Source organism: Flagellimonas sediminis (assembly GCF_010500845.1).
Lineage (GTDB): Bacteria > Bacteroidota > Bacteroidia > Flavobacteriales > Flavobacteriaceae > Flagellimonas > Flagellimonas sediminis.
Genome location: NZ_JAAAMI010000010.1, coordinates 59680 through 81851 on the forward strand (window position 1 = coordinate 59680; position 22172 = coordinate 81851).

At 43.5% G+C, this 22172-nt stretch carries 24 protein-coding genes; 11 read left to right on the forward strand and 13 right to left on the reverse strand.

What is annotated here, in order from left to right:
• Positions 1 to 109: 109 nt before the first annotated feature.
• From GTK07_RS16355 to glgB, 6 genes are all read right to left on the reverse strand, one after another.
• Positions 110 to 754 (reverse strand): DUF4304 domain-containing protein, encoded by a 645-nt coding sequence (locus GTK07_RS16355; RefSeq protein ID WP_163636309.1) that lies wholly within the window; start codon positions 752 to 754, stop codon positions 110 to 112.
• Between the two features lie 194 nt (positions 755 to 948).
• Positions 949 to 1866, reverse strand: coding sequence for a polysaccharide deacetylase family protein (locus GTK07_RS16360; protein WP_163636310.1), 918 nt, complete (start codon positions 1864 to 1866; stop codon positions 949 to 951).
• Positions 1867 to 1870: 4 nt separating this feature from the next.
• Positions 1871 to 3190 (reverse strand): MFS transporter, encoded by a 1320-nt coding sequence (locus GTK07_RS16365; protein ID WP_163636311.1) that lies wholly within the window; start codon positions 3188 to 3190, stop codon positions 1871 to 1873.
• Between the two features lie 118 nt (positions 3191 to 3308).
• The gene (locus tag GTK07_RS16370) at positions 3309 to 4118 is read right to left on the reverse strand and encodes a M48 family metallopeptidase (RefSeq protein WP_163636312.1); all 810 of its coding nucleotides are present in this window, start codon (positions 4116 to 4118) and stop codon (positions 3309 to 3311) included.
• 39 nt (positions 4119 to 4157) lie between these two features.
• A complete protein-coding gene (locus GTK07_RS16375; RefSeq protein WP_163636313.1) occupies positions 4158 to 6557 on the reverse strand; it encodes a glycoside hydrolase family 31 protein in 2400 nt (799 codons plus the stop codon).
• Positions 6558 to 6653: 96 nt separating this feature from the next.
• Positions 6654 to 8549: a 1,4-alpha-glucan branching protein GlgB gene (glgB, locus tag GTK07_RS16380; RefSeq protein ID WP_163636314.1), complete on the reverse strand. Its 1896-nt coding sequence runs from the start codon at positions 8547 to 8549 to the stop codon at positions 6654 to 6656.
• Positions 8550 to 8710: 161 nt separating this feature from the next.
• On the opposite strand from glgB, the gene GTK07_RS16385 reads away from it, so the two are divergent.
• The 6 genes from GTK07_RS16385 to GTK07_RS16410 all read left to right on the forward strand — a co-directional run bounded on the left by GTK07_RS16385 (position 8711) and on the right by GTK07_RS16410 (position 12650).
• Positions 8711 to 9289: a collagen-like protein gene (locus GTK07_RS16385; protein ID WP_163636315.1), complete on the forward strand. Its 579-nt coding sequence runs from the start codon at positions 8711 to 8713 to the stop codon at positions 9287 to 9289.
• A 116-nt stretch (positions 9290 to 9405) separates the two neighbouring features.
• Positions 9406 to 9900 (forward strand): peptide-methionine (R)-S-oxide reductase MsrB, encoded by a 495-nt coding sequence (msrB, locus tag GTK07_RS16390; protein WP_163636316.1) that lies wholly within the window; start codon positions 9406 to 9408, stop codon positions 9898 to 9900.
• A gap of 4 nt (positions 9901 to 9904) precedes the next feature.
• Positions 9905 to 10309, forward strand: a complete 405-nt coding sequence (gene msrB, locus GTK07_RS16395; RefSeq protein WP_163636317.1) for a peptide-methionine (R)-S-oxide reductase MsrB — start codon at positions 9905 to 9907, stop codon at positions 10307 to 10309.
• Positions 10310 to 10315: 6 nt separating this feature from the next.
• Positions 10316 to 10846: a DUF1572 family protein gene (locus GTK07_RS16400; protein WP_163636318.1), complete on the forward strand. Its 531-nt coding sequence runs from the start codon at positions 10316 to 10318 to the stop codon at positions 10844 to 10846.
• A 125-nt stretch (positions 10847 to 10971) separates the two neighbouring features.
• A complete protein-coding gene (gene lpdA / locus GTK07_RS16405) occupies positions 10972 to 12360 on the forward strand; it encodes a dihydrolipoyl dehydrogenase (protein WP_163636319.1) in 1389 nt (462 codons plus the stop codon).
• Between the two features lie 8 nt (positions 12361 to 12368).
• Complete coding sequence (locus GTK07_RS16410) at positions 12369 to 12650, forward strand: DUF3817 domain-containing protein (protein WP_163636320.1); 282 nt, start codon at positions 12369 to 12371, stop codon at positions 12648 to 12650.
• Here GTK07_RS16410 and aroQ read toward each other — a convergent pair.
• The 3 genes from aroQ to GTK07_RS16425 form a co-directional block, all read right to left on the reverse strand.
• Positions 12642 to 13058 (reverse strand): type II 3-dehydroquinate dehydratase, encoded by a 417-nt coding sequence (aroQ, locus tag GTK07_RS16415; protein ID WP_163636321.1) that lies wholly within the window; start codon positions 13056 to 13058, stop codon positions 12642 to 12644. The two genes, GTK07_RS16410 and aroQ, sit on opposite strands and share 9 nt — an antisense overlap.
• A 72-nt stretch (positions 13059 to 13130) precedes the next feature.
• Complete coding sequence (locus tag GTK07_RS16420) at positions 13131 to 13583, reverse strand: hypothetical protein (RefSeq protein ID WP_163636322.1); 453 nt, start codon at positions 13581 to 13583, stop codon at positions 13131 to 13133.
• Between the two features lie 78 nt (positions 13584 to 13661).
• Entirely contained in the window at positions 13662 to 14174 is a 513-nt protein-coding gene (locus tag GTK07_RS16425; protein WP_163636323.1) for a hypothetical protein, read from the reverse strand.
• Between the two features lie 237 nt (positions 14175 to 14411).
• On the opposite strand from GTK07_RS16425, the gene xerD reads away from it, so the two are divergent.
• Positions 14412 to 15308 (forward strand): site-specific tyrosine recombinase XerD, encoded by an 897-nt coding sequence (xerD, locus tag GTK07_RS16430; protein WP_163636324.1) that lies wholly within the window; start codon positions 14412 to 14414, stop codon positions 15306 to 15308.
• 2 nt (positions 15309 to 15310) lie between these two features.
• Here the strand turns inward: xerD and GTK07_RS16435 are convergent, their stop codons facing one another.
• Together GTK07_RS16435 and GTK07_RS16440 are read right to left on the reverse strand one after the other, a co-directional pair.
• Complete coding sequence (locus GTK07_RS16435; RefSeq protein ID WP_163636325.1) at positions 15311 to 15826, reverse strand: hypothetical protein; 516 nt, start codon at positions 15824 to 15826, stop codon at positions 15311 to 15313.
• A gap of 96 nt (positions 15827 to 15922) precedes the next feature.
• Positions 15923 to 17230, reverse strand: a complete 1308-nt coding sequence (locus GTK07_RS16440) for an NAD(P)/FAD-dependent oxidoreductase (RefSeq protein ID WP_163636377.1) — start codon at positions 17228 to 17230, stop codon at positions 15923 to 15925.
• Between the two features lie 100 nt (positions 17231 to 17330).
• Here GTK07_RS16440 and GTK07_RS16445 point away from each other — a divergent pair, with 100 nt between their 5' ends.
• The 3 genes from GTK07_RS16445 (at position 17331) to GTK07_RS16455 (ending at position 19966) form a co-directional block, all read left to right on the forward strand.
• The gene (locus GTK07_RS16445; RefSeq protein WP_163636326.1) at positions 17331 to 18758 is read left to right on the forward strand and encodes an amidohydrolase; all 1428 of its coding nucleotides are present in this window, start codon (positions 17331 to 17333) and stop codon (positions 18756 to 18758) included.
• 66 nt (positions 18759 to 18824) lie between these two features.
• Positions 18825 to 19319, forward strand: a complete 495-nt coding sequence (locus GTK07_RS16450; RefSeq protein ID WP_163636327.1) for an RNA polymerase sigma factor — start codon at positions 18825 to 18827, stop codon at positions 19317 to 19319.
• A 5-nt stretch (positions 19320 to 19324) separates the two neighbouring features.
• Positions 19325 to 19966, forward strand: a complete 642-nt coding sequence (locus tag GTK07_RS16455; RefSeq protein WP_417939607.1) for a hypothetical protein — start codon at positions 19325 to 19327, stop codon at positions 19964 to 19966.
• On the opposite strand, the gene GTK07_RS16460 is transcribed toward GTK07_RS16455, so the two are convergent.
• Both GTK07_RS16460 and GTK07_RS16465 read right to left on the reverse strand, forming a co-directional pair.
• A complete protein-coding gene (locus GTK07_RS16460) occupies positions 19963 to 20775 on the reverse strand; it encodes a lysophospholipid acyltransferase family protein (protein ID WP_163636329.1) in 813 nt (270 codons plus the stop codon). The two genes, GTK07_RS16455 and GTK07_RS16460, sit on opposite strands and share 4 nt — an antisense overlap.
• Positions 20776 to 20812: 37 nt before the next feature.
• Positions 20813 to 21454, reverse strand: a complete 642-nt coding sequence (locus GTK07_RS16465; RefSeq protein ID WP_163636330.1) for an NUDIX hydrolase — start codon at positions 21452 to 21454, stop codon at positions 20813 to 20815.
• Between GTK07_RS16465 and GTK07_RS16470 the strand changes: the two genes are divergently transcribed.
• Positions 21453 to 22169, forward strand: a complete 717-nt coding sequence (locus GTK07_RS16470; protein ID WP_163636331.1) for a peptidylprolyl isomerase — start codon at positions 21453 to 21455, stop codon at positions 22167 to 22169. The genes GTK07_RS16465 and GTK07_RS16470 overlap by 2 nt on opposite strands.
• The last annotated feature ends 3 nt before the right edge of the window (positions 22170 to 22172 follow it).

The window sequence follows — 22172 nt, forward strand, 5'->3', positions numbered from 1 at the left end:
TTTTCTTTCGGGGTTTTCCCAATTACCGCCAACGGTTTGGCTATGAGCAGTAGCGTCCCGCAGGGCGCTATTGCTTATAGGTTTTGTTGTGAGCAGTTTTATTTTATTTTCAAGGACTCAATTTGTTTTTGCAAAAAGGCCTCCGTCTCATAATACGCCTTAGTTTTTCTTCCAACAAGCATTTTTTTGCCAGTTTTTCCATTCTAATTATTGCATATTCCGAGAATCCCTTCGCATAAGATTTATTACCAATAAGTAAATGTATATCTTTTAAAAGTCGAGCTAATTCGATTTGGTTATGAACATGATATTTATCCAAGATTTTATATCTGTCGTTTTTTTCTAAATCTTCAGGTCGAATTTTATCAAAAGGACTTGGGAAACTTTCAAAGTCCCTATAGAATTTTTGGCCATGTTTTTCAAAAGCTGTCCAAATTGATTGAACCGATTCGATATTACTTTCCTCCTTATTGCTGAACCTCCAATGATAATCTCCTTCGCCGACTGGAGAAAGTCTTTTGCGAATTACACATCCAGCGTAAGTCATTTTTTCGAAGTCAGGATAAAAGTCAAAATGGATAGCTGTTTCGCAACAAACAGAACCTCCCATCCAACTCCCTTGAATTCCGAAAAGATTTACAACATGATTATCGTCAATTTTTTTAAAACTGAATCCGGAACCTTTCCATCCTAGTTCTCTAATCTTTGGAGAAAAGTGCTTTGTTACAAGTTTTCGAAATTCGGATGCGTTCATTAATTGCTAAGTTGTTTTTAATTCTGACTAACGGTTAAATTTAGTATAATTTTCCTACACAAAATTTGACTCGCTAGCTTAAGAAATTAATAGAGTTTCTTTATGTGGGGAATTGCTCACAACTTGTTTATATAAGCATAAAATACATCCATATACCCCCAAAACGGAGTATTATCGATGCTTTTTATCATCCTTTATTTCTTCAGTAGGGAACCCAATTCTTTCCAAGTCACGACATGAATGTTTTCTTCCTTCAAGATGTTCGCACAAGCGTCACTGGTGAAGAAATCAAAGTCCTGCTGGCGCCATTGTGCCCCCCAATACGGGTGTGCGTAAGACATCCCTTGGCTTTCCATATTGTCGTACCCGCAATGGATGATCATCACATGCACGCCCGGTTTTAGGTTGCGAAGGGCATTGGCGTAGTAATCGGACATACTGCTTTCATAATCGGGAATGTTGGCTCCCAAAATGTCATTGATCACCACAGGTATCTTGGTGCCATCTACTCCGCCCAACTGTTCTATTTGGTGGTTCACCATGGCCGGAATGCCAAATTCCTTGGCCAATTTTACATAGAGTTCATAATATCTGGGATCACTGGAAAACAAACATCCCATATGGCTGTCCAAATGGGTGGGTTGTATGCCCATGGCAATCGCCTTCTTGATCTGGGCCCTCAGTTCCATTTCCACTTCCTCTATTTTGGCATGTTCCCAAAGCTGGGCACAATCGGGGTAGAAATATCCATTTTCATCCAACAAACTGGAAACTTGCCCAGCAGGGGCCACCGGACCCCAACGAAGGTATTCCCACTCACTGGTCAAGGTCAAGTGGATGCCCATATCGTGATCGGGATGTTCTTTTGCATAGGCCGCCACTTCGGGCAACCATGGCGTAGGCACCATAATACTGGCACTCTTGACCGATCCATCGGCAAAGGCTCTAAACGTGGCTTGGTTCACGGTATGGATCACGCCCAAATCATCGGCATGAATGATAAGTAGTTTGGCATCGGCAGGATAGCCCAATTGTTCGGCAATTGTTTTTTGGGCAAAGAGGTTGCACCCTATCCATAAAAATGAAAGGGCGATGGCAAGTAATTGTTTCATTGGTTCAATCTTTATTTTTGACCCTAGTCAGTAAAAAGATACCGATAATAAAGAACAAGCCCAAAAAGATGGTGCTGTTTCGCATGCTGCCTGTAAGCTGTGCAACCACGCCATACAAAAAGGTACCGATGATGATTCCTATTTTTTCTGCCACATCATAAAAACTAAAGAACGAGGTGGTATCTGTGGTTTCGGGCAAAAACTTGGAATAGGTAGATCGGGAAAGGGCCTGGATACCGCCCATCACAATTCCCACAAAGCCTGCTGCGGTGTAAAAATCCATAGGGGTCTGAAGAAAATAAGCATAAACACAGAGCATGGCCCAAATGATGTTGATCACGATCAACGTGCGGATATTACCAAAGACCTTGGAACACCAAGCCGTTACCGTAGCCCCGATGATGGCCACCAGCTGAATGACCAAAATACTGATGATCAATCCTGTGGTGCGCTCACTGTCCGAACCCCATGCAATTTCTTCTTCCCCAAAATAGGTGGCGATGAGCATAATGGTCTGCACTGCCATACTGTAGACGAAGAAGGCGCCCAAGTAGCGTTTCAGTCGGACATTCTCGCCCAACTGATGCCACACAGTTCTCAGTTCCTTGAACCCGTTCAAAATGATATGTTGTCTTGCCCCTTCCCTTTTGTAGCCTTTGGGAAGATTGGCAAAAGTGTACTGGCTAAAAAGTATCCACCAGATGCCAACGGAAATAAAGGAGTATTTCATGGCCTTGATCTCGGCGACCTCACCGTCATTGGTAATACCGAACACATCGGGTCTCATGACCATCGCCAGATTGAAGACCAACAAAATGACACTGCCAATATATCCGAGGGAAAAACCCTTGGCACTGATCCGATCTTGTTGTTCAGGATAGGCAATATCCGGCAAATAGGAATTGTTGATGGCAAAACTTACCCAAAACCCGACCAATCCGAAGAAATAACAAATAAGTCCGAAGTAGATGTTCTCCAAGGAAAACCAATACAGCCCAATGCAGGAAACCGCTCCCAGATAACAGAAGAATTTCAAAAACTTTCTCTTGTTGCCCAAATAATCAGCAATACCGGAAACCAATGGGGTTACGATGGCAATAAAGACGAATGCCAAGGAAGTAACGTAACTGATCAAGGGGGCGCGGGCAATCTCACCGCCAAAAATGGTCACCTTCTCAATTCCGGACACCCGAAAAAGAGCACCATAAAAAATGGGGAATATGGCCGATGAAATCACGAGGCTATAAACAGAATTGGCCCAATCGTAAAACGCCCAAGCGTTCAATAATTTTTTGGTACCCTTTAATGCCAAAGCCTGTTCCATATGTAGTGGTTTAAAAGAAAAATGTCATTTCGAACCATCATTCGAAAAATCTAATTTCGGGGCATCAGATTTCTCGTTTTCTCGAAATGACATTCTCTGTTTTTTGCTTGTTTTCAACTTATTTGAACGAGGTTACCCCAAATTTTCTAGCTTCCTGTTTTGCGGCTGGGGCCCAAGCGGTCAAATTACTGATCCTGGTATCGTTGGAGGGGTGTGTACTCAAAAATTCCGGTGGTGCCTGCCCACCGGATTGGGCCTTCATACGCTCCCACAATCTGGCCGCCTCATCCGGATTATAACCTGCGATGGCCATGATCTGCAACCCAATTCGGTCTGCTTCTGTTTCATGGCTTCTACTAAAGGGCAACATAACACCAACGGTTGAACCTAGACCATAAGCGGTGTTGAACATGTTTCTTTTCTCAGGATCCTGAATGGCAACATTCCCTGCAACCGCCCCAATTTGTTGAATCATTCCAGCACTCATCCGTTGTGCCCCATGGTCAGCCAAAGCGTGCGCCACCTCATGGCCCATCACCACGGCTACACCTGTTTCATTCTGGGTGATGGGCAAAATGCCCGTGTAGACCACAATCTTGCCCCCTGGCATACACCAAGCGTTGACCGTCTCGTCCTGTACCAAATTGTATTCCCATTGGTAGTCTTTCAAATATCCGGGATACCCATTGGCATCCAACCAGCGTTCTGCTGCGGATGCGATCCGTTGTCCAACTCTCGTGATCATTTGGGCATCCGTAGTCCCTTTTACCACTTTGTTTTCGTTCAAAAACTGGTCATACTGGGCAAATGCCATGGGAAACATTTGACTGTTCGAATAAAAATTCAACGTGCTCTTTCCCGTAAACGGATTGGTTTTACAGGAAGCAACGGCCAAAAATATTGCGATAGAAAGAACTAACCTTTTCATATTATTAACAGTGTTTAGTACAAGTAAAGTACAAAAAATTTATTTTCCGATAATGTGGAGTTCGGTGAAATCCTTACTGACCTCAATGGAATTGTTTCCGTTCAATTTGATATCCTTTAAGTCCACTTCCTCGTTGTCCAACTCCACAGTACCAATGATAAAAGGCAATCCGTGAAGGGTCAATTTGAATTTATCGTATGGGGTGATGTAGTTACCGTCCTTGAACTGTTGTATGATCAATTCATTGCCCTTACCGGTCAATCGGAACCTACGAAGACTGTATCTTCCCTTTTTGTAATCGTACCCGTCTTGTTGGTCTTCGTACACAATGGAATTTTCATTGCCTTCCTTGTAGTACACATCAAGACCCAACTCGGTAATGGTCTTTTCCCCCACATATTGTTGTACCGGGTATTTAGGGATCATCGCACCGGCCTTTACATACAACGGCACCCTGTGGATCTCGGCGGGAACCCAACGTTCCATTCCCCCGGAAACCAATTCATCGGTCCAATAATTGTACCAATCGCCTTTAGGGAAGTACATTCTTCTTCCTTGGGCATTGGGTTCCTGTACCGGACATACCAACATTTGCTCCCCGAAAAGGAACTCGTCCGTACGGAAATGGGTCTGTTGATCTTCCTGGTCATAGAACACCAAAGATTGTAGCATGGGCATTCCATCTTTGATGTATTTGTAAAACATGGTGTATAGGTAAGGTAACAATTGGTACCTCAACTCAATAAACTCCTTTACGATGCCCGTAATCTCTTCTCCAAAAGACCAAGGCTCTTGATCGCCATGATCCCCACTGGAATGCACCCGACAAAACGGATGAAAAATGGCCAACTGGATCCAACGCGCAAACAATTCGCCGTTCGGTTGTTCGGCAAAACCACCAATATCGGACCCTACAAAGGAATAGCCACTCATACACATACGCTGCATCTGCACGTTGGCGATCCAAAGGTGCTCCCAAGTGGCCACGTTATCCCCCGTCCAGGTAGCACAATAGCGCTGTGTTCCTGCATAAGCGGCACGTGTAAGCACGAAGGGCCTACGGGGAAAGGTAAATTTTTTAACCCCTTCGTAAGTGGCCCTGACCATTTGCATTCCATAAACGTTATGTGCTTTTCTATGACTACATGGGTGACCGTCATAATCGTGACGAACGTCCAAATTGGCCGTCTTGGAGGGTACTTCCATCACGGCGGGCTCATTCATATCGTTCCAAACACCACGAACGCCCATACCGGCAATCATTTCTTTGTAGAGTCCGGCCCACCATTCGCGTACATCGGGATCGGTAAAGTCCGGAAATTTGCATTCCCCCGGCCAAACTTTCCCTTTAAAATGGGGACCATCGGCCCTTCGGCAAAAAAATTCATTATCCATGGCCTGCTGGTATACCCAATAATCGCGGTCTATCTTGATCCCAGGATCGATCATGGTAATGACCTTAAAACCATCTTCCTCCATTTCCTGGATCATTTTCTTGGGATTTGGGAAGTAGCGGTTGTTCCAAGTGAAGCACCTAAAACCTTCCATGTAATCGATGTCCAGATAAATGGCGTCACAAGGTATTTGATGCTCCCTGAAAGAAGAGGCAATTTCCTTGACCTTGCTCTCTGGATAATAACTCCATTTGGATTGATGGAACCCAAGGGCCCACAATGGCGGAAGTTCCGGAACCCCGGTCAAATCGGTATAGGATTCTACCACATGGCTCATTTTGGGACCGTAGAAAAAATAGTAGTTCATTTCCCCTCCATCGGCCCAAAAGCTGGTCACTGTTCTTTTCTCATTGGCAAAATCAAAATAGGTACTGAAAGAATTATCGAAGAAAATACCGTAGGCTATGCCCTCCTTTAACCCAATGTAAAAAGGAATGGCCTTGTACAAAGGTTCCTGATCTTTACCATAGGCATAGGAATCCGTTACCCAGTTATTCACCCTTTTTCCTTTCAGGTTGGTATGGGAAGCCTTGTCCCCCATTCCGTAATAGCTTTCGCCGGAATGACAGACTTTGCTCATCTTCACCACGTTTCCTCCGTAGTCAAAGTTCTCTTCCCAATGGAAGCCTAGTTCCTCGTCATTCAACACCACATCCTTCAAATCGGTAATCTGGACCTTTAGGTCCGTTTTGTTCACATAAATCTTGATCTTGGAAGTGGTAATCACATACTCGGGAATTTCTTCCTTTACTGTAAGTTCATTGTAACCCAAGTTCACATCCTCGCTGATCGCATAGGAAAAATCAGGCTCAAAAACGTATTCGGTTGCGTACCTAAATCGGACCACACTGTCTCGAAGAATGGTTATCTGCAGGATAACCCCATTTTGGGTGGTGAAATATATCTTGTCGTTTTCTTGTTTAAAATCGACTATATGGTTGGGAAACTGGTTTCCTCTTCTCTCTATTTCCGTGTTGGTTATCATCTCTAGTCAGTTGAGGCTAACAAAAGAAACACATTAGCGTGAATAATGAAAAAGATGTTGTGAACTTCAATGAACTATAACGTTATAGTATGTTGGTTACTTGTACACTACCACAGATAAAGGCGGTAATGTCATCACAACGGATTGATCATGGCCGTTCCAAGGTGTCTTTGCTGGTTTCATGGTTTTCTTGCCCATTCCACTGCCGGCATACCTTACATCATCACTGTTAAAGATCAATTTAAGGGCCGATGTCTTGGGTACCCCTACCCTATAGCTCTCACGGGGAACAGGAGTAAAGTTACAGGCCACGATCAGGTCATCCTTGGGGTCGTTACCTTTTCTGATGAATGAGATGACCGCATTTTCATGGTCGTTGTATTCGATCCACTGAAACCCATCAGGATTGAACTGTTTTTCATACAGGGCGGGATTGCTTTTGTACATTTTGTTCAGATCTTTTAAGGTTTCTTGTATCCCAGAATGGAATGCGTATTGAGTCAAGTGCCAATCCAAACTTTGCAAAAAATTCCACTCGGAAGATTGACCAAATTCACCTCCCATGAAAAGCAGATTGGCCCCGGGGTGGGTAAACATGTATCCGAACATCAACCTAAGGTTGGCAAAACGCTGCCATTCGTCACCCGGCATACGGTACAACAGGGAATTCTTGCCATAGACCACCTCATCATGTGAGAGCGGCAACATAAAATTCTCAGTGAAGGCATAGGTTAAACTGAAGGTGATGTTGTTCAAATCGTAAGACCGATAAATAGGTTCTTTTTTGAAGAACTCCAAGGTATCGTGCATCCAACCCATCATCCATTTCATACCGAAGCCCAAACCACCATAATGTACAGGTTTGGTTACACCGCTAAATGCAGTGGACTCCTCCGCAATGGTCTGTATTCCTTTAAAGCTGGCATACACTTCTTGGTTCATTTCCCTGAGGAAAGACATGGCTTCCAAGTTCTCGTTGTTGCCATACATGTTGGGTTCCCATTCACCATCTTCCCTGGAATAATCCAAGTATAGCATAGAGGCAACGGCATCTACCCGTAATCCATCCACATGGTATTGATCCAACCAAAAAACAGCATTACTGATCAAGAAGGCCCGAACTTCGTTCCTTCCATAATTGAAGATGAGGCTTTTCCAATCGGGATGGTACCCCCTTCGTCTATCGGGATGTTCATACAGATGGGAACCATCAAAATAGCCCAAACCGTGTGCATCCTCAGGAAAATGGGACGGAACCCAATCCAAGATCACACCAATGCCCTTTTGATGGAATTTATCCACCAGAACTTTAAAATCCTCCGGTTTCCCAAATCGGGAGGTAGGCGCAAAGTAGCCCGTGAGCTGATACCCCCAAGAAGGATCGTACGGATATTCCATAACGGGCATGAACTCCACATGGGTAAAGCCCATTTCATCCACATAGCTGACCAGCTCGTCCGCCATTTCCAAATAGGTGAGCGACTCCCAGCCATGCTTTTTCTTCCAAGAACCCAAATGCACTTCGTAAACGGAATAAGGCTTGTCCAAGCCATTTTTATCCTCACGGGTGTCCATCCAGTCTTGGTCCTTCCATTTATAGGGAGCATCCCAAACCAATGAAGCGGTGTTGGGTGGTAACTCGCAAAACCGAGCAAAAGGATCGGCCTTTTCTGTCCAAATATCATTGTTGTTTGAATGAATCTTGTATTTGTATTTGGTACCTTTATCGACGTCAGGAATAAAACCTTCCCAAATGCCACTGCTATCCCAACGCACATAGAGCTCGTGTTCTCCTGCATTCCAATAATTAAAGTCCCCAATGACACTAACCGACTTGGCGGACGGTGCCCAAACTGCAAAATAGGTGCCTTTTACCCCATTGACCTCGGTAAGGTGTGATCCCAACTTGTTGTACAATCTAAAATGCTTACCAGCCTTAAAAAGGTTGATATCAAAATCAGTAAAAAAACTATGTGGAACTACCGTGGACATAAATGAGGGTTTAAGTTTTACAATAATACACATCTTTGGCCAAGAATTTGATATTGACAACTTCTTTGCCCATTAAAACAACATTTTTTAAAAATTGGAACGCTTTTTGATTTTCTTGCAGAGACAAACAAAAAATGAAGACAAATCAAAAATCCAAAATCATGAATAAATTTAGTACAATTTTCGGGGCGATTATAGTATTGTTAACTGTAGCCTGTGAAGGTCCGCAAGGCCCTCCCGGATATGACGGACTTGATGGCTTGGACGGACTTGACGGTCAAGACGGTATTCAAGGTCAAGTGGTAGAAGTTGAAGGGGTAACCTTTGACTATGATGCCGGTTCCAACCTTTTCAGCACCTTGATCAATTTTTCCGACGTCACTGATTTTGAAGTGTTCGAATCCGATGCCGTTTTGGTCTACCGTCATGATGGTTTGATCGACCTTTCCGATGGTTCCACTGCTGATGCCTGGAGCCAATTGCCGCAGAATTTCTTCTTGCCAGAAGGCACCATGCAATATGTGTTTGCCCACACTTTTGTGGATTTGGAACTGTTCATAGACGGTAATTTTGACCTTTCCGGTTTGGACACCGGGTTTACCGACAACCAAATTTTCAGGATTGTGTTCATACCCAGCGAATATGCCACATCATCCAAGTTGGACACCTCCAAAATTGAAAACGTAATGTCTGCCTTGGGCATTAAAGAAGATAAAGTATTGAAATTGGATCTTAATTGATTTCTTCAAAAATAGTACCTTAAAGTCTCATTGTTTTTCAGTGGGACTTTTTTGTTAAATAACATTTAATTCTGAAAGGATTGCCGGTTTAAACCGTCTACTTATAAAAACGAAACATGGGAAAAAGATTGCTATTGATGGTACTTGTGATTTTTATTGGCTGCAAGGGAACATCACAGGAAGAGAAAAAGGAAAATAAAAAAGAAACCGCTTTCAAGGTCAATAAAACGGATGCAGAATGGCGAGCCGAATTGACCGACGCACAATATTATGTGCTTCGTAAAGAAGCTACGGAAAATGCCTTTTCCAGTAATCTGCTCAAAATCAAAACAAAAGGCACCTATGTTTGTGCAGGATGTGGCACGCCTGTTTTCCGAAGTGAATATAAATTCGATTCGGGTACCGGATGGCCCAGTTTTGATCGGGAAATTGAAGGAAACGTTGCCTATGACGTGGATTACAAGATCGGCGTGGCCCGGACAGAAGAGCATTGTGCCGTTTGCGGTGGGCATTTGGGCCATGTGTTCAATGATGGGCCAAGAGAAACCACAGGAAAAAGACACTGTATTAACGGCGTAGCCCTTAACTTTATCCCTGACGGTAAAAATTAATTAGATGGACAAAAAATATGGTGTTCAAAAATCCGAACAGGAATGGCAGGACCAGCTTTCCAGGGAGGAATATTATGTGCTGAGGCAGAAAGGGACAGAAAGACCCTTTACTGGTGAATACAACCTACATTTTGAAAACGGCGACTACCATTGTAAGGCCTGTAATGCGAAGCTTTTTGAGAGTGACCATAAGTTTGAGAGCGGTTGTGGCTGGCCTTCTTTTGATCAAGCTGTTGAAGGTGCCATTGAGTACATCCGAGATACTTCACATGGCATGATCCGCACCGAAACGCTTTGTGCCAATTGTGGAAGCCATTTGGGCCATGTGTTCAATGATGGGCCAAGGGAAACCACGGGGCAACGCTATTGCATCAATTCGGTGAGTATCGGTTTCGACCCAAAAGATTGATGGGTTATGGATTTTCAGGAAAATTATCTGGCAAACGTCAAATTTGAATTCCATCGGTACAAAGCATTGGGAGATAAAACCTTTGCTCAACTTTCCGAGAAAGAAATCCATTGGAAATATAATGAAGGGGACAATTCCATCGCCTTGATCGTTAAGCACATGATAGGCAACATGTTGAGTAGATGGACCCATTTTTTGATCGAGGATGGCGAGAAATCCTGGCGCGACCGTGAAATGGAATTTGAAGACCCATACCCCTCTAAAAAAGAAATGCTTTTGGCCTGGGAAAAAGGCTGGCAATGCCTGTTCGCTGCTTTGGACAGTATAAATCCTTCCAACTTCGGGAACAAAATCACAATCCGTGGTCAGGAACACACCATAGTGGAGGCCATCAATAGGCAACTGGCACATTATGCAAGCCATATAGGGCAAATAGTATTCTTGGGAAAAATGATAAAGGGAAAGGATTGGAACTCCCTATCCATACCCAAAGGAGGCTCCAAGGCCTTCAACCAAAAGATGTTCGGTTCCCAGTAAAGCTGATTTCACAAACAAACGCATTTTTGGTTTTTTTCAACTTGGGATTTGGAAATGGTTTTCCGTACTTTTGCACCTGCCAGCAATTAGGCAGGCTTCGAATCTAACAACTAAAATCAAGATCAATGAGCAAGTTCGATGTTATTGTTTTGGGAAGTGGTCCCGGTGGGTATGTTGCCGCAATCAGGGCCTCACAATTAGGTTTCAAAACAGCCATTATAGAAAAGGAAAGTTTGGGGGGCATTTGCCTTAATTGGGGCTGTATCCCAACCAAGGCCCTTTTAAAATCCGCTCAGGTTTTCGAATATTTGAAGCATGCCGAAAGTTATGGATTGAGCGCCAAGGAAGTGGATTATGATTTCGGTGCCGTGGTGAGCAGAAGCCGTGGCGTTGCCGATGGTATGAGCAAGGGCGTTCAATTTTTGATGAAGAAGAACAAGATTGAGGTCATCAATGGTTTTGGAAGACTGAAACCAGGTAAAAAGGTAGATGTAAAATCCGATAGTGGTACTACCGAATACAGTGCTGACCATATCATCATAGCGACCGGTGCACGTAGCCGCCAGTTGCCAAGTCTTCCACAAGACGGCAAAAAAGTCATAGGATACCGTGAGGCGATGAGCCTGCCCAAACAACCCAAGAAAATGATCGTAGTAGGTAGTGGTGCCATCGGTATCGAATTTGCCTATTTCTACAACTCCATGGGCACCGAAGTGACCGTAGTGGAATACCTGCCGAACATTGTTCCTGTTGAGGACGAGGATGTATCCAAGCAATTGGAAAGAAGCTTCAAAAAGGCCGGTGTAAAAATCATGACCTCCGCAGAGGTAACCAAAGTCGATACATCAGGTGAAGGTGTGAAAGCCACCATTAAAACTTCCAAAGGGGAAGAGGTGCTTGAGGCAGACATCGTTCTTTCTGCCGTAGGGATCAAAACCAATATTGAAAACATCGGTTTGGAAGAAGTTGGCATTGCCGTGGACCGCGATAAAATCCTTGTGAACGATTATTACCAAACCAATATTCCAGGATATTATGCCATTGGAGATGTTACCCCTGGTCAAGCATTGGCACACGTTGCCTCTGCCGAGGGTATCCTTTGCGTTGAAAAAATTGCCGGCATGCATGTAGAAGCCTTGGATTACGGAAATATCCCAGGTTGTACCTACTGTACTCCAGAAATCGCATCCGTTGGTTTGACCGAAAAACAGGCCAAGGAAAAAGGATATGACATCAAAGTGGGCAAGTTCCCTTTTTCAGCCAGCGGAAAAGCCAAAGCTTCAGGTACTCCTGATGGGTTCGTAAAAGTTATTTTTGATGCCAAATATGGTGAATGGTTGGGTTGCCACATGATCGGTGCAGGAGTGACCGATATGATCGCGGAAGCGGTGGTGGCCAGAAAACTGGAAACTACCGGACATGAGATCCTAAAAGCGGTGCACCCACACCCTACTATGAGCGAAGCGGTAATGGAAGCTGTGGCTGATGCCTATGGTGAAGTGATCCACCTATAATCTCTATTATGCTAAAGCTTTTTAGGGCCACTGCCATTTTAGAAGGAATCTCCTATTTGTTATTGTTCGGGATGACGATGCCCCTGAAACATTGGGCAGACATTCCCGAGCCGAATAAATATGTGGGGTATGCCCATGGGATATTGTTCATTTTCTATGTGTTAGTGGCCGTAATGTTTTGCTGGGAACGCAAATGGAACCTGAAAAGGTTCATCATTTTGTTCTTGGCCTCCCTGTTGCCTTTCGGCACTTTCTATGCCGATAAAAAATACTTGAAGGTACTAGCTTAAAAAACTCTGGATGGCCAGATCGTAGCTTTGAAGGCCAAATCCCAAAATGACCCCTTTTGCCCCCGATGAGATAAAGGAAACATGACGGTATTCTTCCCGTTTATGGGTATTGGAGATATGAACCTCGATCACCGGAGCATTGACCGCCTTTACGGCATCCCCAATGCCCACTGAAGTATGTGTATACGCCGCGGCATTCAGGATAATACCATCATAATCAAAGCCCACTTCTTGGATCTTGCCAATAATCTCACCTTCAATATTGGATTGAAAATACGACAGTTCCACCTGTGGAAATTTCGTTTTAAGCTGCCCAAAATAGTCTTCAAAAGTCGTGCTACCGTATACTTCCGGCTCCCTTTTGCCCAAAAGATTGAGGTTGGGCCCGTTAATGATCATGAGTTTCATGGAACCAAAAATACAACAAAAAGAAAATGGCGGGATATTCCCGCCATTTTATCATATATTTTTTGGACTCGGTTAAAAAGCAAATTGTAGTCCCAATCCAAACGCTCCTACTTCATTGCCGGCATCTCCTAGACCAACGAAGGGTCTCCAATCAAAGTTCAGTACAATAGGGACTCCGTTTATTTTATAGTCAAGTCCCAAATGTGGGCGCAAAGCAAATGAATTATCCCCATCCCGAAGAATAATGCTTGGCCCTGCCCCAACATACCATCGTAGTCCGGGGGCGCCACGAAAAGATTTATGATAGGAATATAAAACTGTAATGATGGTCGCATTGCTTTCAAATCCCAAATCGGCTTGACCAACATGATTTGCGGTAAAAAAATATTTTCCTGTGGCACCAACAAATGTAGAATTGTCAATGGCATCAATCCCTAAACCCAATGCTGCCTTATAACTGGTTTGGGCCTTTGCGGCCACTGAACATAGCATGGCAAACGCCATTACAAAAAGTAATTTTTTCATTTTCGTTTTATTATAGTTTAATACTCATGGTTTTACTACACCAATTTGGGGTTAAGCGCAGTATCCTTTCAATCATATTTAAAACAGGAAAAGCAAGCCAACTGCTACCATGGAAAAATTCCAATCGTTGCTAACGCTGATATAGGAAACATTCAATTCCGTATTTCCTGTTATGTTATATCCGATGGATGGCCTTATATAAAAACCACCGTCCATATTGTCGTTCAATGCCAAGGCATAGCCAAAATCGGCGCCCAATTTAAATTCATAGGTAGGGTACATTCGTATGGCAGCAGCCACTGGGATAAATTGAATGTCCTCAAATTTGTATGTTATGGCACCGTCACCTAACGAACCCGATTCGCCGAAAGCATGGATAAAACCTGTCGCTATACCCGCGTCGAACAATTCGGAAACACCCCAATGGTGCGCCACATCCAATCCCAATGCAAAAGTTGAATAGTCCGAGGCATCCCCAATGGGCATCCCCGCCATAACTCCTGCTTTAAAACTACTTCTGTCTACACTTTGGGCAATGGCCGTAAAACTTACCATTACCAAGATTACCAATAATAATGTATTTTTTCTCATGGTTGATTTTTAATAAGAACTAAACGCACTCCCAAGGAATATAGTGTCCGATTGACCTAAAAATCCTACAAAAACACAGTCGATCATTTAAAATCAATACCCTTAGTATCATTTGGGGCGAAAAGTATTCATTCGATGGTTACCCTTGGGATCCCATTTGACCGATTGACCTTTTGGGTTGATGGATTTGAAATTACTCTCCCATCCCCTGAATATTTTTGTGATTATCTTTATCCCATGAATTGGCAACAGGCAATCAAGGATTACCAAAATTATCTGAAGATAGAACGTGGACTTTCCAAAAATTCCATTACCAATTATACTTTAGACCTACAAAAGCTTTCGGGTTATCTGGAAGAAATGGAAATTGATGAGAAGCCGCTAAAAATTGGAAAGGACACCGTTCAACAATTCATTTATGATCTTGCCAAAACGGTAAATCCACGCACTCAGGCAAGGGTCATTTCGGGTTTGAAGGGTTTTTTCAACTATCTCATTTTTGAGGATTATCGAGAAAACAATCCAATGGAACTCATTGAAACACCTAAAATTGGACGAAAATTGCCCGATACCCTCTCCGTTACCGAAATCAATGATTTGATCAACGCCATTGATCTTTCCAAACCCGAAGGGGAGCGCAACAGGGCCATTTTGGAAACTCTCTATGGCTGTGGGCTAAGGGTCTCGGAATTGATCAACCTAAAATTATCCGACCTTTATTTTGACGAGGATTTCATAAAGGTCACAGGCAAGGGAAGTAAACAACGCTTTGTCCCCATTAGCGACTTTAACAAAAAATACATCAACCTGTATCGGAATCAGGTCAGGGTACATTTACCCATCCAAAAAGAGCATCAGGATTTTGTTTTTCTAAACCGCAGGGGAAAACAACTCACAAGGGCCATGATCTTTACTATCATCAAACAATTGGCCGAACAGATCGGGTTGAAAAAAAGCATCAGTCCCCATACGTTCAGGCATTCTTTTGCAACGCATTTACTGGAAAATGGAGCCGACCTAAGGGCCATTCAACAAATGTTGGGTCACGAGAGCATCACCACGACCGAGGTATATATGCATGTAAACAGGGTACACCTGTCCAAAGTGTTGAACGAGTTCCATCCCCGAAAATAACTTTAGAACTTGATTCGGGTACCCATTTCCACCCGTGTTTTAAACCCATCAAAACCAACCTTATTGAATTCTGCCTTATTTAGTGGCCGAACAACCCTTCCTTCTATCATTAGGTTCGGGGCCACATCGTATCCCACTCCAAAATAGGCCTCTTGTAATGGAATCGGATTTGGATAACCCGCTCCTTTGTTCAATAGATCCCATTCCCGTTGATGGCCGCCAAATAAATATAATTCTTGGTCCAAGTATTGCTTCAATTGGGCCGAAACAGTAAAACGATCAGCAAAATAATTGCGATAATGTTCCCCACCCAAACTGATTTCAGTACCTTCCAACACCTTCCAATTAAGCCTAAACCAAGCATAATTGGATATTTTGTCAAACATGGGATAATCAAACCCTTCCAGATAAATAGGAATCTCAGGAGACAACGGGGTTGTATTTGTTGTTTGACCTTGGGCTGCTTCCAAATAAAAGATACAGTAGGCTATAATAAAAAAGAATCGGAGGATGGACATGGTTTGTGTTTTACCACAAATTACCCCATCCTATCTTATTCACAAAGAAGTTTTGCCAAACTTTAACGCTGGTTTTTAAGAAGATACATTGGAGAATCAGTCCTGCATTAGTTTATTGCGTTCCACTTGGTTCTGCTTTTTAAAGGGTCGGATAATCAATCGGGCTTCCCGGTCAAAACGGACATAGTTGTAGACCCAATTGATGAATACTACTACCCTATTTCGAAAACCAATGAGGAAATAGAGGTGGACAAACATCCACACAAACCATGCAAACACCCCTTGGAACTTAATTTTAGGTAAATCCACTACAGCCTTGTTGCGCCCTACGGTGGCCATGCTTCCTTTATCTCGATACACAAATGGTTTCATGGGCTTGCCATCTATCAAGCGCACCAGGTTTTCACCAAGACTCCTACCCTGTTGTATGGCAGGTTGCGCCATCATGGGGTGTCCATTCGGAAAATCCTCCGATTCCATTTGGGCCACATCACCAATGGCAAAAATGTTCTTGAACCCTTCCACTTGATGAAATTGGTTCACTTTCAACCGATTACCCCTACACAGAAATTCCTTGGCATCCAATCCTTTGATGCTCACGGCAGAAACACCCGCGGCCCAAACCAAAGTTGCCGTATCAAAGGAAACATCCGTATCTGTGGTCACATGAAGCCCATCATAATCGGACACCCGTATGTTCTTCCACACATTTACCCCCAATCCCTCCAAAAAACGCTCAGCTTTTCGGGAGGCCACCTCACTCATGGCGGGCAATAATCTGTCACCTGCCTGTATCAAATTGATCTGTGCCCTTCTGGTATCCAAGTCAGGGTAGTCCTTTGGCAGAATCCCTTTCTTGATCTCTGCCAAAGCTCCTGCCAATTCCACACCTGTGGGACCACCTCCTACGATCACAAAGTTCATCAGGGCATCACGGGCATGAAGATCGTCGGTCAACAAGGCTTGTTCAAAATTCTCCAAGATCAAGCTCCTCAAATTCAATGACTGCGGTATGGTCTTCATAGCCATACCCATGGCCTCTATTCCCTTGTTCCCAAAATAATTGGTCTGGGACCCCGTGGCCACGATCAAATAATCGTAGTTGATATCGCCAATGTTGGTGAATACCTTTTTCTTGACTGTATCAATTTCGACCACATTGGCCAATCTAAAGTAGAAATTGGGATAGCCCTGCAATACCTTCCGGATGGGATAGGCGATGGAATCGGGCTCCAATCCACCAGTAGATACCTGATAGAGCAAAGGCTGAAAGTTGTGGTAATTGTGCTTGTCCAAAAGAACCACTTGGGCTTCTTTGTCCCTTAATTTTTTAGCTAAGGCTATACCTCCAAAGCCACCTCCTATGATGACGAACCTCGGATTACTGGATTGTGGAATGTTCATGCTAGACATGCCCGTAAAATTACGGATTCCCACACATCTCGACCACATTTGGGATGGGTTTTTTAGTATCTTTAAAGCCTAACTCAAAAAACTCCATACGATGAAAAAATTTCTCCCGCTAAGTGCCCTGTTATTCTTGGGTGCTTCTACCCTTTTGGCTCAAGAAAGTAAGGACGATGTATTGAAAGATCTTGATGCCAAGACCAAAAAATATGGCGAAATAGCCCATAATATTTGGGATTTTGCCGAAATGGGGTATTTGGAGGAACAAAGTTCCGGACTCTTACAAAAAACACTGGCCGATGCTGGTTTCACGGTAAAAAAAGGAATTGCCGGTATCCCCACCGCATTTGTGGCCGAATATGGTTCCGGTTATCCTGTTATCGCTATTTTGGGCGAGTTTGATGCACTGCCTGGACTTTCCCAACAAGCGGTTCCAGAAAAAGTTTCAGCTGGTAAAGCGGCCGGTCATGCTTGTGGTCACCATTTATTCGGAACAGCTTCCACTGCCGCTGCCATTTCTGTAAAAGATTGGTTGAAGTCCAACAAGATCCAGGGAACCATTCGTTTTTATGGCTGTCCCGCCGAAGAAGGAGGTTCTGGTAAAGTGTATATGGTCCGTGAAGGTGTCTTCAATGATGTTGACATTGCCCTACACTGGCATCCAGGTGCCGCCAATGCTGCCAGCGCCGGTGCTGCCTTGGCCAACAAGTCTGCCAAATTCAGGTTTCATGGAGTATCCGCTCATGCTGCGGGGGCTCCTGATAAAGGTCGTTCCGCCTTGGATGGCGTGGAAGCCATGGACATGATGGTTAATATGATGCGTGAGCACATTCCCCAAGACACCAGAATCCATTATGTGATCACCAACGGGGGCAAAGCACCAAACGTGGTACCCGATTTTGCCGAGGTTTACTATTATGCGCGTCATTTTAGCAGGGAAGTGGTCACCGACATTTTTGATCGCATAGTAAAAGCAGCTGAAGGTGCGGCATTGGGAACCGGGACCACCATGGAATATGAAATGATCGGAGGAACACATGAATTGCTTCCGAACCTTACCGTTCAAAAAATCATGTATGACAATTTGACCAAAGTAGGTGGAGTAACTTATACCGAAGAGGAAAAAGCCTTTGGCGAGAAAATCTCCAAAACCTTGGGCAAAGAGACTTTGGATCTGGCCACCGCAGAAAACATCCAACCCTATAAAGAAAGTGCACAGGCCTATGGTTCCACCGATGTTGGAGATGTAAGCTTCACTGTTCCAACAGCTGGATTAGGAGCCGCTACTTGGGTTCCTGGAACGCCTGCCCATAGTTGGCAAGCTGTTGCCGCTGGAGGAATGTCCATTGGAACCAAAGGTATGATGGTCGCCGCCAAAACCATTGCGCTGACTGCCATTGACATATTCCAAAATCCTGATACCGTAAAAGCCGCCAAAGCCGAACTGGAAGAGCGCAGGGGCAAGGATTTTAAATATGTTCCTATGTTGGGCAATAGGCCGCCTGCATTGGACTACCGTAAATAATTTATAGGGGTTGCTGTAACAAAAACTGCTTTATCCATACTAATAAAGCAAACTCACCAACCATTAGTGAACAAAGAACTGGAACATCGTTTTGTGACGGAACTTGAGAACAATCAGAATATTGTTCACAAGGTGTGCAGCCTGTACACGAACGATAAGGATGCTCATAACGACCTGTTCCAGGAAATCACTGTACAACTGTGGAAAGCATACCCAAAGTTTCGGGGAGATGCCAAATTCAGCACTTGGATGTACCGAGTTGCCTTGAACACCGCCATCACTTTGTATCGTAAATCCAAAAAAAGGGTGCAGACCCAGGATTACGAATCGGTCATTAACAAGATCAAAGCAAACGAATATGACGATACGGAAGAAAAAAGGTTAAAGCTGATGTACGATGCGATCAAACAACTGGGTGATATTGAAAAAGCGCTGATATTTCTGTATTTGGAAGACAAGGACTACACCGAAATAGCCGAAACTTTGGGTATTACCGAAGTAAATGCAAGGGTGAAGATGAACAGGGTGAAAAACAAATTAAGGACCATACTAAATCCGTAATTATGATGGATGAACTGGAGCTCTTGAAAAAAGACTGGCAGAAAAGGGAGGCAGACCTTCCTAAATTGTCATATGACCAAATATATAAGATGATCTGGAAAAAGTCCTCTTCCATAGTGAAATGGATCTTTTACATCAGTATTCTCGAATTCGTTTTTTGGGCAGGCATCAATCTTATCTTCAACGACCCAGATTCCATTCAGGAGTTAAAGGACCTACATATCCATAAGGTGATCATGGTACTCAATGTGGTCAATTATGCTATCATCCTATATTTCATCTTTAAATTTTACAACAACTACAAGAAGATTTCCTTTACTGATTCTTCCAAAAAACTAATGCAAACGATTCTTAAGGTAAAGCGGACCGTAACCCAATATGTTTGGTTCAACTTAATCATCTTTACCACGTATCTGATCACCAATATGTATGGGGTCTTGCTCTACGGACCGGAAGGCAAAGAGATTGTGGAAGCAGCTTCCCGAGATGGCAATTCCACGGTTTTTTGGATCATGGTCATCGGCATTTCAATCGTATTCACAGTTGTTATCCTATTCTTGATCTGGCTGTTCTACAAGCTTTTATATGGAATCTTGCTCAAAAGGCTCCGGGAAAATTACAATGAACTGAAAAAATTGGAAATCTAATTGCCTTTGTAGCTGTACCTTCTTTTTTGGTTCTCTTCCTCGTAGGCCAATAGTTCGGCTTGCGGAATTACTTTTAAAAAGGAAGGATGTTGTTCAATGGCATACTCCAACTTCTCCAAAATGGCATCGACAGATTCATTGTCGTAGTCAATATCCAAAGGTTGTTTAATTTGCATAGATTGCAAAATCCCTTTCTTTTTCACACGCAGCCCTTTTTTATCGAATGACCTTCTAAAACCATCGATCACCACCGGCACAACAACCGGTTTGTATTTTTTGATGATGTGAGCGGTACCCTTTCTTAAAGGTTTCCAAGGAGTTGTGGTCCCTTGTGGAAAAGTGATTACCCAACCATCATCAAGTGCCTTCCCAATATTGGTGATATCGCTGAATTTTACCTGTCGGTTCACATCCTGCCCGCCGGCTCTCCAAGTCCTTTCAATACTGATGGAACCAGCATACGCCAAAATTTTGGTAAGCAGGCTTTTCTTCATGGTCTCCTTGGCGGCCACGTAGTAAATGTTCAATTTTGGGTACCAGAGATAACCTAAATTCTTGATGTTGTCCTCCCTTCCACTTAAACTGGCATTGAAAACATGGAACATGGCCACTACATCGGCAAAATAGGTTTGGTGATTGCTTACAAAAAGTACATTGTTCTCCGGAAGGTCACGGATTATTTGTGAACCCTCAATCTCCAATGTATTGAAGCCCTTATAACGTTGATGCGTCATCATACCCGCAATGCGGATCAACCAACGTTTCAGGAACAAAATATGACCAAAAGGATTTCTCTTGAAAAGGCCCATGGGGTTTGGTATTGTTGACAAATTTACAAAATCGCGGTTAAAGGACTTGTTGCAAAAGTTCCCTGATTTCACTCAACATCATGGCCGTGGCACCCCAAACCGTATAACCATTTAATTTATAAGCTGGTACGTTTATATTTTTTGCATACGAAGTGCTTAAATTTTCTTGGATCAAACTCGAATCGTCCATAAAGTCGCGCAAATATACCTCCACCAATCGTTCAACTTCGCTTTCATCCTTCACAAAAGGCTTTGGATTGGGGTAAATGCCAATAAAGGGTTGTACCAAAAAATTACTGGGCGGAATGTAAACTTCACTGAGTTCCTTGATCACCTGTACAGTGGATGGCAATACCCCAACCTCTTCATGGGTCTCCCTTAAGGCCGTGTCCAACAGGTCCCTATCATGATCTTCCAATTTTCCTCCGGGGAAACCAATTTGGTTGGAATGGACCCCTTCGTAAACCTTTCTTAAAATCAAAAGCAACCGCGTCTGCTGTTCCAGATCAGGGTAAAAAAGGGCCAGAACTCCTGCCCTTTTAGGATTGGCATCTTCAATTTTGTTTTCCTTTAACCACTGAATCCGTAATGCCGGGGACATTTTATGGTGGGAAACCTCACCAGGTAGTGGGAGATTTTTTAAATTTAAAGCCCGTTGACAAAAATCGTTAAAATTCATGTTGTTGAAACCGTCCATATTCACCGCGGGTATCCTGTTTATCTTTTGTATTTCTTGCGGCGAAAACCCTAAAAATAACGCAGACAAAGTTGAGGAAAAAATTGAAAAGATCGACTCCATTCCTCAAATGGAAAAAGACACCATTACACATGAAAAAGATACAGCCTTTGTATTGACAGAGGAAAATGCCATCGATTTCTTTTTTAACTACAACAAAACCTTGAAGAAAAACAAGGTCAAAATCACTACGAACATGGGTAGTTTTACCTTAGAACTCTATGACAACGTTCCCTACCACAAGGCCAATTTCATCTATTTGGCCCGTCAAAAATATTTTGACAGCACCCAATTCCATAGAGTGGTGAAGGATTTCATTATCCAAGGTGGAAATTCCGATGACAAACGAACTGCTCTAAAGCGCCAAAAAATAGGACGTTACCTGTTGCCTCCAGATGCCAAAAAAGGATACCGACATGACAGGGGCACCATTTCCATGCCCAGTAGCGAAAGGGACAATCCACATAAATTGGCCTCTCCTTATGAATTCTTTATTGTGGTCACCAAACCGGGATCCTACCATTTGGACGGCTCTTATACCCCCTTTGGAAAGGTCATTGAAGGGATGGATGTGGTGGACAAAATCAATCAAGTGACCGTTGGTGACGGGGACTGGCCTTTAAAAAATGTTTATATCCTAAAGGCCGAGGTATTGTGACCG

Bases quoted from the DNA above. Each gene is read 5' to 3' on its own strand.
- msrB (WP_163636317.1), top strand. From the start codon at position 9,905: ATGGACAAAAAATATGGTGTTCAAAAATCCGAACAGGAATGGCAGGAC.
- aroQ (WP_163636321.1), bottom strand. From the start codon at position 13,058: ATGAAACTCATGATCATTAACGGGCCCAACCTCAATCTTTTGGGCAAA.
- GTK07_RS16370 (WP_163636312.1), bottom strand. From the start codon at position 4,118: ATGAAAAGGTTAGTTCTTTCTATCGCAATATTTTTGGCCGTTGCTTCC.
- GTK07_RS16420 (WP_163636322.1), bottom strand. From the start codon at position 13,583: ATGAAAAAATTACTTTTTGTAATGGCGTTTGCCATGCTATGTTCAGTG.
- GTK07_RS16465 (WP_163636330.1), bottom strand. From the start codon at position 21,454: ATGAATTTTAACGATTTTTGTCAACGGGCTTTAAATTTAAAAAATCTC.
- GTK07_RS16455 (WP_417939607.1), top strand. From the start codon at position 19,325: ATGGATGAACTGGAGCTCTTGAAAAAAGACTGGCAGAAAAGGGAGGCA.
- GTK07_RS16470 (WP_163636331.1), top strand. From the start codon at position 21,453: ATGTTGTTGAAACCGTCCATATTCACCGCGGGTATCCTGTTTATCTTT.
- GTK07_RS16355 (WP_163636309.1), bottom strand. From the start codon at position 754: ATGAACGCATCCGAATTTCGAAAACTTGTAACAAAGCACTTTTCTCCA.
- GTK07_RS16445 (WP_163636326.1), top strand. From the start codon at position 17,331: ATGAAAAAATTTCTCCCGCTAAGTGCCCTGTTATTCTTGGGTGCTTCT.
- glgB (WP_163636314.1), bottom strand. From the start codon at position 8,549: ATGTCCACGGTAGTTCCACATAGTTTTTTTACTGATTTTGATATCAAC.
- GTK07_RS16435 (WP_163636325.1), bottom strand. From the start codon at position 15,826: ATGTCCATCCTCCGATTCTTTTTTATTATAGCCTACTGTATCTTTTAT.
- xerD (WP_163636324.1), top strand. From the start codon at position 14,412: ATGAATTGGCAACAGGCAATCAAGGATTACCAAAATTATCTGAAGATA.
- GTK07_RS16375 (WP_163636313.1), bottom strand. From the start codon at position 6,557: ATGATAACCAACACGGAAATAGAGAGAAGAGGAAACCAGTTTCCCAAC.
- GTK07_RS16410 (WP_163636320.1), top strand. From the start codon at position 12,369: ATGCTAAAGCTTTTTAGGGCCACTGCCATTTTAGAAGGAATCTCCTAT.
- GTK07_RS16440 (WP_163636377.1), bottom strand. From the start codon at position 17,230: ATGAACATTCCACAATCCAGTAATCCGAGGTTCGTCATCATAGGAGGT.
- GTK07_RS16425 (WP_163636323.1), bottom strand. From the start codon at position 14,174: ATGAGAAAAAATACATTATTATTGGTAATCTTGGTAATGGTAAGTTTT.
- GTK07_RS16385 (WP_163636315.1), top strand. From the start codon at position 8,711: ATGAATAAATTTAGTACAATTTTCGGGGCGATTATAGTATTGTTAACT.
- GTK07_RS16400 (WP_163636318.1), top strand. From the start codon at position 10,316: ATGGATTTTCAGGAAAATTATCTGGCAAACGTCAAATTTGAATTCCAT.
- GTK07_RS16360 (WP_163636310.1), bottom strand. From the start codon at position 1,866: ATGAAACAATTACTTGCCATCGCCCTTTCATTTTTATGGATAGGGTGC.
- GTK07_RS16365 (WP_163636311.1), bottom strand. From the start codon at position 3,190: ATGGAACAGGCTTTGGCATTAAAGGGTACCAAAAAATTATTGAACGCT.
- GTK07_RS16460 (WP_163636329.1), bottom strand. From the start codon at position 20,775: ATGGGCCTTTTCAAGAGAAATCCTTTTGGTCATATTTTGTTCCTGAAA.
- lpdA (WP_163636319.1), top strand. From the start codon at position 10,972: ATGAGCAAGTTCGATGTTATTGTTTTGGGAAGTGGTCCCGGTGGGTAT.
- msrB (WP_163636316.1), top strand. From the start codon at position 9,406: ATGGGAAAAAGATTGCTATTGATGGTACTTGTGATTTTTATTGGCTGC.